Source organism: Lysinibacillus halotolerans, assembly GCF_003711845.1.
GTDB lineage: Bacteria > Bacillota > Bacilli > Bacillales_A > Planococcaceae > Ureibacillus > Ureibacillus halotolerans.
In genome coordinates this window covers 1-8,242 of record NZ_RHLQ01000078.1, presented here as the reverse complement: position 1 = coordinate 8,242, position 8,242 = coordinate 1, and the positions used below count along the sequence as shown (strand labels likewise).

General features: G+C 34.7%; 10 protein-coding genes. 8 read left to right on the top strand and 2 right to left on the bottom strand.

The window, feature by feature from the left end; all coding sequences use genetic code 11:
* Positions 1–189 precede the first annotated feature (189 nt).
* The 7 genes from EC501_RS17650 (at position 190) to EC501_RS17620 (ending at position 6,713) form a co-directional block, all read left to right on the top strand.
* Complete coding sequence (locus EC501_RS17650) at positions 190–771, top strand: sigma-70 family RNA polymerase sigma factor (RefSeq protein ID WP_122973656.1); 582 nt, start codon at positions 190–192, stop codon at positions 769–771.
* Positions 713–1,765 carry a DUF4179 domain-containing protein gene (locus tag EC501_RS17645; RefSeq protein ID WP_122973655.1) on the top strand — a complete coding sequence of 351 codons (1,053 nt, stop codon included), beginning with the start codon at positions 713–715 and terminating at the stop codon, positions 1,763–1,765. The genes EC501_RS17650 and EC501_RS17645 overlap by 59 nt, the downstream gene beginning before the upstream one ends.
* Positions 1,766–1,997: 232 nt before the next feature.
* On the top strand, positions 1,998–2,663 hold the full coding sequence (locus tag EC501_RS17640; protein WP_338322905.1) for a TetR family transcriptional regulator: 666 nt from the start codon (positions 1,998–2,000) through the stop codon (positions 2,661–2,663).
* A 77-nt stretch (positions 2,664–2,740) separates the two neighbouring features.
* A complete protein-coding gene (locus EC501_RS17635) occupies positions 2,741–3,268 on the top strand; it encodes a hypothetical protein (RefSeq protein ID WP_122973653.1) in 528 nt (175 codons plus the stop codon).
* 10 nt (positions 3,269–3,278) lie between these two features.
* Entirely contained in the window at positions 3,279–3,929 is a 651-nt protein-coding gene (locus EC501_RS17630; RefSeq protein WP_122973652.1) for an alpha/beta fold hydrolase, read from the top strand.
* Between the two features lie 422 nt (positions 3,930–4,351).
* Complete coding sequence (pdxR, locus tag EC501_RS17625) at positions 4,352–5,800, top strand: MocR-like pyridoxine biosynthesis transcription factor PdxR (protein ID WP_122973651.1); 1,449 nt, start codon at positions 4,352–4,354, stop codon at positions 5,798–5,800.
* 4 nt (positions 5,801–5,804) lie between these two features.
* Complete coding sequence (locus EC501_RS17620; RefSeq protein ID WP_122973650.1) at positions 5,805–6,713, top strand: D-alanine--D-alanine ligase; 909 nt, start codon at positions 5,805–5,807, stop codon at positions 6,711–6,713.
* A gap of 218 nt (positions 6,714–6,931) precedes the next feature.
* On the opposite strand, the gene EC501_RS17615 is transcribed toward EC501_RS17620, so the two are convergent.
* On the bottom strand, positions 6,932–7,297 hold the full coding sequence (locus tag EC501_RS17615) for a winged helix-turn-helix transcriptional regulator (protein ID WP_122973649.1): 366 nt from the start codon (positions 7,295–7,297) through the stop codon (positions 6,932–6,934).
* A 120-nt stretch (positions 7,298–7,417) separates the two neighbouring features.
* Between EC501_RS17615 and EC501_RS17610 the strand changes: the two genes are divergently transcribed.
* Positions 7,418–7,999, top strand: coding sequence for an NAD(P)H-dependent oxidoreductase (locus EC501_RS17610; RefSeq protein ID WP_122973648.1), 582 nt, complete (start codon positions 7,418–7,420; stop codon positions 7,997–7,999).
* 152 nt (positions 8,000–8,151) lie between these two features.
* On the opposite strand, the gene EC501_RS18850 is transcribed toward EC501_RS17610, so the two are convergent.
* A partial coding sequence (locus EC501_RS18850; RefSeq protein WP_148037842.1) for an IS3 family transposase occupies positions 8,152–8,242 on the bottom strand: 91 nt, incomplete at its 5' end.

Genomic DNA, 8,242 nt, shown 5'->3' with positions numbered 1-8,242 from the left:
CGAGATTAAAGAACAAATACGGTTGACGGTCAATTAAAAAAGCCCCTTTAGGGGCAGTTAGTAAGGAGCCCTTATAGGGCGTTACTAAAACCGCCTGTTTTACAGGCGGATATTTATTTTTTAATAAAAAGTTGAATCGTTTTGTTGTTGTCATTTCTCTAATTAGTATGAGCGAAAGGAGGTTGTACGTTGGAGAGTAAATCAAAGCTAGTAAAGCGTGCGAAAAAGGGGGATACAGAAGCATTTCAGTTGCTCATTCACGAAGAGAAAGAAAAAATGTACAGAATGGCTTATATGTATATGAAAAATGAGGAAGATGCCCTCGAAGTGTTTCAAGAAAGCCTTTATAAAGCTTTAAATTCCATTCGTACATTGAAACAGAACGACTATTTTTCAACGTGGCTAATGAGAATTTTAATAAATACAGCCATCGCCGCATTAAAAAAGAAACAAAAGTTCGTTTTGATGAACAATGAACTTTATGAACAGATAGGGAATGTTACATATTTTCAATCGGAGGAACATTTAGATCTTCTTCAAGCAATGGATGACATTGAAGAAAAGTACAAGACAGTCTTACTATTACGGTTTTATCAAGATTATACCGTTAAACAAATTGCAACGTTTCTCGATTGTCCAGAAGGTACAGTGAAAACGAATATACGCCGCGGATTAGAAATTTTACGTTCAAAATTAAAGGGGGTTTATTTTGATGACAGACAAAACTCGGTCGTTTCAGGAAGAAATGAATCATATTCATGTCCCGACTGAAAAACTAGATGCCATTATCTCGAATACGATTGGCGAATATGAAGGGAAAAGGAAAAAGTTAAAAGGCAACAAAATCGTCTATAGCTTAACCGCTGTTGCAGCTGCCTTTCTACTATTAGTTAGTACGTCTTCAGTCTCACCAGCTATGGCCCATATCGTTTCAAAGATTCCTATATTAGGTTCTGTGTTTAGTGATTCAGGTGACCCTGGTTTAGAACAGGTAAATGAACAGGGATTATCTCAACTCATTGGAACTTCGGAAAGGGTAGGGAACACTTCGATGACGTTAGATGAAGTGTTTTATGATGAGACTCGTTTAACGATAGGGTTTTCCATTGTATCAGAAAAACCAATTGGCGATTTCTATCTATTTTCCGGACCAGAAATCACTATCAATGGAAAAGCCTTTTCAGGTACTAGCACTTATAGCGAAAGGAAACTTTCTTCTATTCATAAAATGGGAATCGTCGATATGGATTCAATGGAAGATTTGCCTGATACTTTTACGCTAGGGGTAACTTTTACTGGGGTAGACGGCAAACAATGGGAGTTCACAACTCAAGTTAATCAAAACAACGAAGTTCAAAATGTAGTTATCAATCACCAACAAAAAGCGAATGGCGTAGATTTAAAAGTATCAGAAGTAAAGGTCAGTCCAGCTAGTTTATTGTTTAGTTATCAAGCAGATTATGATAAAGATTTAGGAAATGGAAGAATCGACTTTAAAGTAATCGATGAGAAGGGGAATGAACTTTCGTCCCATTCAGGCGGTGCCATCGTCGATCATGAAAAGAAACGTATCACAGGTACAATCTTAATTGATCCAAAAAAAGTTGATGTAGAAAAATTAACAGTAACTCCGTATATGATCTTCCCAGAGGCTGAAATGGGTGTCGAGGTCGACCTGCAAGGCAATGAAACAGCAATAACGAAATCCCAAACATATGAAGGACCTGAAATAAACTTTGAAAGCTTTACAGTGACAATACGATAAGACGATGAAAATATAAGAGCGATTGCATGCCCGGTGCAGTCGCTTTTCTCTATTTTATGTAATGGACACTCTACATTATAAAATTGGTTGAAAATGATTTAAACGATTCAGCAATCGGGCCAGATTGTGGTATAAACATTTTGTAATGGTAACAATGGGATTTGAAGTCTATACTGATTGAAATTATTGACAATTAGAATATCTCTTTATATGATAGATACATACTGAATGTATGAAAAGAGTTGGAACAAGGATGGCACGCAATAAATATCCGGAGCAAACAATAGAAAAAATTTTGAATGTGGCACAAAAGCTCTTCCTGGAGAAAGGCTTTGATCAAACAACAATTCAAGATATTGTAGATGGACTGGAGGGCATGACAAGAGGTGCGGTTTATCACCACTTCAAATCTAAAGATGAGATTATGGAGGCGTTAATCAACCGAATGTTTTTAGAGCATAATCCATTCGATGAATTACGCAATCGTAGTGATCTTAATGGCTTACAAAAATTGAAATTGGCTGTTACGTTGAATCAATCTAATCAGGAAGGAATTCGAATATCAGAGCAGGCACTGCCATTACTTCAAAACCCGCGTATTTTGGCAGGGATGATTGAGTCTAATCGAAGAAACTTAAGCCCGCTTTGGTTAGAGTTAATGCAAGAAGGAATTGCAGATGGTTCCATCCAAACAGCTTATGCAAAAGAATTATCAGAACTATTGCCATTATTAGAAATATGGTTGATGCCAACAGTCTATCCTGCAAGTCCAGAAGAAATGATTCATAAATTCATATTTATTAGCGATATGTTGACGAAGATGGGCCTACCATTATTTGATGAAGAAATGGTGAGTAGTACTATTCAGCAACAATTGCATCGTCTTGCAGAAAAATAAAATGTCTTATAAAAGGCATTTTATTTTTACAACTATACATACATTTAGTAGGTATGAAAAAGATAGGAGGTATTGTAATGAAACGTATTTCGGGTTTAGTTTTATGGATACTATCGATTGCCGCAGCAATAGTTTGTTTAATTTGTGACTATACGATAAGCACAGATTTAGACTGGTCACTTATTGTTTTACTATCGCTTCTAGCATTTGGGGTGTTGTTTACAGTCGCTTTAAAAGCAAATCATCCTTTAAGAGATAGTTTGGTAAGTATCACATTACTTATTTTACCGTTTTTATTTATATTAAGTATGTTACTTCAACAAAGGCTCATTTTTTCACTTGGTGGTAGTATTGCAGTAATTAGTTGCCTATTTTTATGGTGTGTATACCGTATTTATATGAAGTATAAAAAGCAAATCTATCGAGCGATGAGCATCACTTTTTTAATAACAATACCACTCGTTTTTAGTATTTTGTATAGTTGTATGCACTTCCTCAATTATTTTACTATGGATATAAATTCTAGTGTTTATCATGTATTAGTAATGGTAGTATTATCTTTTATTTCCATAGTAGTCGATTTTGCTAAAAGTAAAACGGTGTGAGGGAATAGTGATGCAGTTAGTGTTGTTACATGGTATGGGCCAAACTGCAGCTAGTTGGCAAGAAACAATTTTAAATTTACCAAATGAATGGCAGATTCATTGTCCTGAATTATTCAAAACTGAAGAAGCATCCACATATAACCAATTATATGAAGAATTTGTAAAGGAATGTGAAAAATATCCAGCACCCTTCCATTTAGGTGGCATTTCCCTCGGCGCTGTGATGGCTTGTCAGTATGCGATTCAATATCCAAAGAAGGTTAAATCTTTACTCTTGATTGCAGTACAACTGAAACCACCTCCGTATTTATTAAAATTTCAACAATTTATCTTCTCTCTTTTACCTAAATCGTATTTTGAAAAGCACAATCTAAATAAAGAACAATTATTGTTATTATGTCGCTCATTGAAAAATCTCAATTTAAAAACAAACCTTCAACAAATACAGTGTCCAGCCATTGCTATTTGTGGGGAAAAAGACTATGTTAATCAACAGGCTTCTAAAGAATTTATTAAGGCTTTAGTGAAGGCTCAATATGCAGTGATTGAACAAGCGGGACATGAAGTAAATATAGAAAAACCAATGGAATTAGCTATTGTGATTAAGCGTTTTTTAAAAGAAGCTTCTAGAAAAAATGAGATAAGAAAAGAAATACCTTAAATAATTTATTAAACGATCAGGTGGATTTTAAATAGGTTTAACGTGGATGACCAGTACCTCCATTTCAATTAGGGAAAGTTTATATACAAACAAGTATAATTGGGTATTTGTTAGTAACGATCTTTAATTATCGGGCGCTTTCCTGAATAAGGATAGCGTCTTTCTTCATAAAAAAGGACAGATTGTTTAGTTGAGAAAACAATATGATTCCAGCACATTTATACTGTCCAACCTTGCTGAACTATTAATCGCTTCTCCAATTCTGCTTGATGCCTATAAATTTCCTGAATATTACATTAAAATGAAATAATCATATACAGATGTAGTTCCACACCCATCCACAAGACCTTAAAAATACATTTTGGGTGGACCTTTTGGAATGAGTGCAGGAATGTGAAAATGTTAGCAAGGGGATGAATGGCGTGTTTAACGATTTTAAGATTACAGAAAACCGTCCTATATATATTCAACTTAAGGAATATTTAAAAAGAATGATAACAAACGGGCATTTAATTGAGAACCAAAAACTTCCATCAACTCGTGAACTTAGCTCTTTATTATCAATTAGCCGAAACACTGTTCTAACTGCTTATGCGGATTTGGAACAAGAAGGACTGATCTATGCTGTAAAGGGGAAGGGAAACTTTGTAAGTCGTGTTGAGACATTCAAATCGCTATCTATCCAGTTAAATTGGACTGATAAAGTCAATGAACAAACCTTGTTGGCAGATGAGTTGGACCTTAAAAAGCATGGTATGCGCTGGAATAAGGAATTTATTTCATTTAATAGCATCGCACCAGATGAAAAACTTTTTGATGTGGGAAATTTTAAAAGGGCTTTTTTAAATCGGATGTCTATGGAAGGAGACATCGTTCTTAACTATGGATATGCAAAGGGCTATCAACCACTTATCGAATATTTACTTCACTATATGGAAATTAAAGGGGTAGACACTAGAAATAAAGATATATTAATTACTAACGGATTTACTGAAGGTCTGGATCTCATTTTATCCTCTTTAACTAAAAAGAACGGGCGTGTTCTTTGTGAAAATCCAACCAATGATTCTGCACTTAAACTCTTTCGATTACATGGCTTCGAAATCGATGGAATTGAAATGGATAATGACGGCGTCAATATTCGTCAGTTAGAAACATTACTATCAAAAAAAGAATATGATTTTGCATACTTAATTCCGTCTTATCATAATCCAACGGGTATAGTAACGTCCTCACAAAAAAGGAAAGAAATTATGGATTTGTTTTCCGCATATCAGTTACCAATCATTGAAAATGGATTTAATGAAGAATTACGTTATTCAGGGTCACATCTTGCATCATTGGCATCCTTCGCTGGACAGGGCAATAATGTTATTTATATTAGCAGCTTCTCTAAAATTCTTTTTCCTGGCTTACGGGTTGGCTGGATTTTGGCAGATAAAGAGTTAATTAATTTCTTAGAAAGTATGAAAAGAGCCCGAACAATTCATACGTCTACATTAGATCAAGCCGTGTTATATCAATATTTGAATGATGGTTACTTTGAGAAGTATTTAAAAAAAGCTAAATCCGTTTATAAGAGAAAGCATGAATTAACGGTTCATTATTGTCAGCAATTTATTCCATTCAAACGATTAACTGGTGACGGTGGACTGCACCTTTTTATAGAACTAGAAGACCACATCGATGCACGAAAACTTTTAGAAAAATGTTATCAAAAGGGCGTTGTTTTCTTACCAGGTAATATTTTTCACACGGACAACAGTGGACACCATACCTTACGATTAGGATTTTCTAGGCTGACAGAAAGAGAGATTATAGATGGCATTAAAATTATAGGGGATACCTTAAAAAATAATTATGGAGGTTAGAAAAATGAGAGTTGGCGTAATTATGGGAGGAGTTTCTTCCGAAAAGCAAGTGTCGATTATGACAGGTGAAGAGATAATCGAGCATTTAGATAAAAATAAATATGAAATTGTCCCAATCTACTTAGAGAACAAAGATGGCCTAGTGGAAAAGGTAAAAGATATTGAGATTGCACTACTGGCGTTGCATGGAAAATTCGGTGAGGACGGTACCATTCAAGGTGCTTTTGAAACCATGGGCATTCCATATACAGGGAGCAGCATCCTATCTAGTAGCTTATGTATGGATAAAAATATCTCAAAAAAAATCATCCGATTTGAAGGTGTACAAACGCCCGATTGGATTCACCTTACAAATATGGACGACCTTAAACTAGAGGAATTGGAAAAGATCGGTTTCCCACTAGTCGTGAAACCTAATTCAGGTGGTTCGAGTGTAGGGGTAAAAATTGTTTATGACAAAGAAACGTTAAAGCCTGCTATTGAAGAAGTGTTCAAATGGGATTCCGAAGTAATCATTGAAAAGCTAATTACGGGTGAGGAAATTACTTGCTCCATTTTGGATGGAAAGCTTTTACCGGTGATTTCGATTCGTCATCAGGGTGAGTTTTTTGATTATACGTCCAAATATGATGATGTGGCTACCATTGAAGAGGTGGTCCAGCTCCCTCCCGAAATACAGAGCCGTGTTGATTTATCTGCAATGACTTGCTATAAATCATTGAAATGTAGTGTTTACGCCCGAGTCGACATGATATTGAAAGATGGTATCCCCTATGTGATGGAGGTAAATACATTACCTGGGATGACGAAAAATAGTTTGTTTCCCAAAAGTGCACAGGGAGCGGGTATTCCTTATCATAAGCTACTTGACTTAATCATTGAACATTCATTGAATGTGAGAGGAAAATATTAATTTGTAAAATATTATTAAATTATAAACCCTAATGGGAGTTCTACTATAAAAGGATGATCCTATATTGCTGAATTTTCTTATTCCAAAATCGGGCGCAACACTCTACTTTGTAAAATTAGAGATAAGTAATGAAGAAATAATTGATTCTTATTTAACAGGTACCACCATGAAGTTTATATGTATGTATATCCAGGCTGCTGACAGGCAGCCTGCTTTAGTTATTGTCTACTTTTAACGTTACTTCTTTTATTCAATTGATCTTCTCCCCAATAGCAAATTGCATCTAATACAGGAATTAGTGATAAACCCTTTTCCGATAAACTATATTCTACTTTTGGAGGCACTTGAGGATATTCTTTTCGATTAATTAGTTGATCACTCTCAAGTTCCTTTAGTGTATTGGTTAATGTTTTAAAAGAGATATTGCCAAGCATCCGTTTCAGCTGGTTATAGCGAATAGGGTTATTGTTTAAATATAAAGCATATAAAACTGTCATTTTGTATTTTCCACCAATTAATGACAAAGTATATCCAAAACCAGTATCCTTCAAATTACCTTTTAATACATAAGATTCTTTTTCCATTTAACACTCTCCTTTGGGTTAGTATCATACTTAAATTACCGTACTTGTAGAATGTTATAGCATACAATAATATGAATGTACATCAAATATGATGCAAATAAGGGAGAAGGGTGATTAATAATGAAAACCATTGTCTATGCACATCCATGGGAAGGAAGCTATAATCATGCAATCTTAACCGCTATCACGAAAGACTTAGAAGCTAAGGAAGAAAAAGTTCAAGTGATCGATCTTTATAAAGATGGGTTTAATCCCGTATTTACAGCTGAAGAATTGGCGCAATTTAATAGAGGAGAAACCCCCTACGAATTAGTTAAGGAATATCAAAAAAAATTAAGCCAGGCAACGGAGTTGATTTTTATTTTTCCTGTCTGGTGGTGGGATTTACCTGCTATTTTAAAAGGATTTATTGATAAAGTAATGCTGAGTGGCTTCGCTTTCCAAGAGGATAAAAAAACAAATACTCTGAAAGGTTTATTGACAAATATAGAAAAAACAACTGTCATTTCAACTTCTACAACGGATAAAAATTATATTGAATCTGAAGGAGGAAATGCTATTTGGGGGGTCTTCATTAACCGAACTCTAGCTGACCTAGGAATTAAAAATGAACACACTAAATGGATTCATTTTTCAGGAGTTAACTTAACAACAGATGAGAAGAGGAAACAATTTTTAAAAGAAATAACCCTAGAAATTTAAAGTAGAATGAACTGAATAGAAGATATTTGTGAGAAATGGACTTAAACAAACGGTTGCGATTTTAAATAAGGAGAAAAGCTTAGTAAGTGTAATTTTCGTTCTTTCACAATCGGGCGCTTTCCGGTAGTGACCCCTTAAAGTTAGAGTTATTATTATGCAGCTAATTGGCTGGCATGTTTTCGGTAATTTACTGGACTCATGCCGGCCAATTTTTGTTTTATACGAACATTATTATAATAATTG

What these genes read in the sequence shown, in the direction of transcription:
- EC501_RS17645 (WP_122973655.1), top strand. Translation starts at nt 713, where the DNA reads ATGACAGACAAAACTCGGTCGTTTCAGGAAGAAATGAATCATATTCAT.
- EC501_RS17640 (WP_338322905.1), top strand. Translation starts at nt 1,998, where the DNA reads ATGAAAAGAGTTGGAACAAGGATGGCACGCAATAAATATCCGGAGCAA.
- EC501_RS17635 (WP_122973653.1), top strand. Translation starts at nt 2,741, where the DNA reads ATGAAACGTATTTCGGGTTTAGTTTTATGGATACTATCGATTGCCGCA.
- EC501_RS17630 (WP_122973652.1), top strand. Translation starts at nt 3,279, where the DNA reads ATGCAGTTAGTGTTGTTACATGGTATGGGCCAAACTGCAGCTAGTTGG.
- EC501_RS17620 (WP_122973650.1), top strand. Translation starts at nt 5,805, where the DNA reads ATGAGAGTTGGCGTAATTATGGGAGGAGTTTCTTCCGAAAAGCAAGTG.
- EC501_RS17615 (WP_122973649.1), bottom strand. Translation starts at nt 7,297, where the DNA reads ATGGAAAAAGAATCTTATGTATTAAAAGGTAATTTGAAGGATACTGGT.
- EC501_RS17610 (WP_122973648.1), top strand. Translation starts at nt 7,418, where the DNA reads ATGAAAACCATTGTCTATGCACATCCATGGGAAGGAAGCTATAATCAT.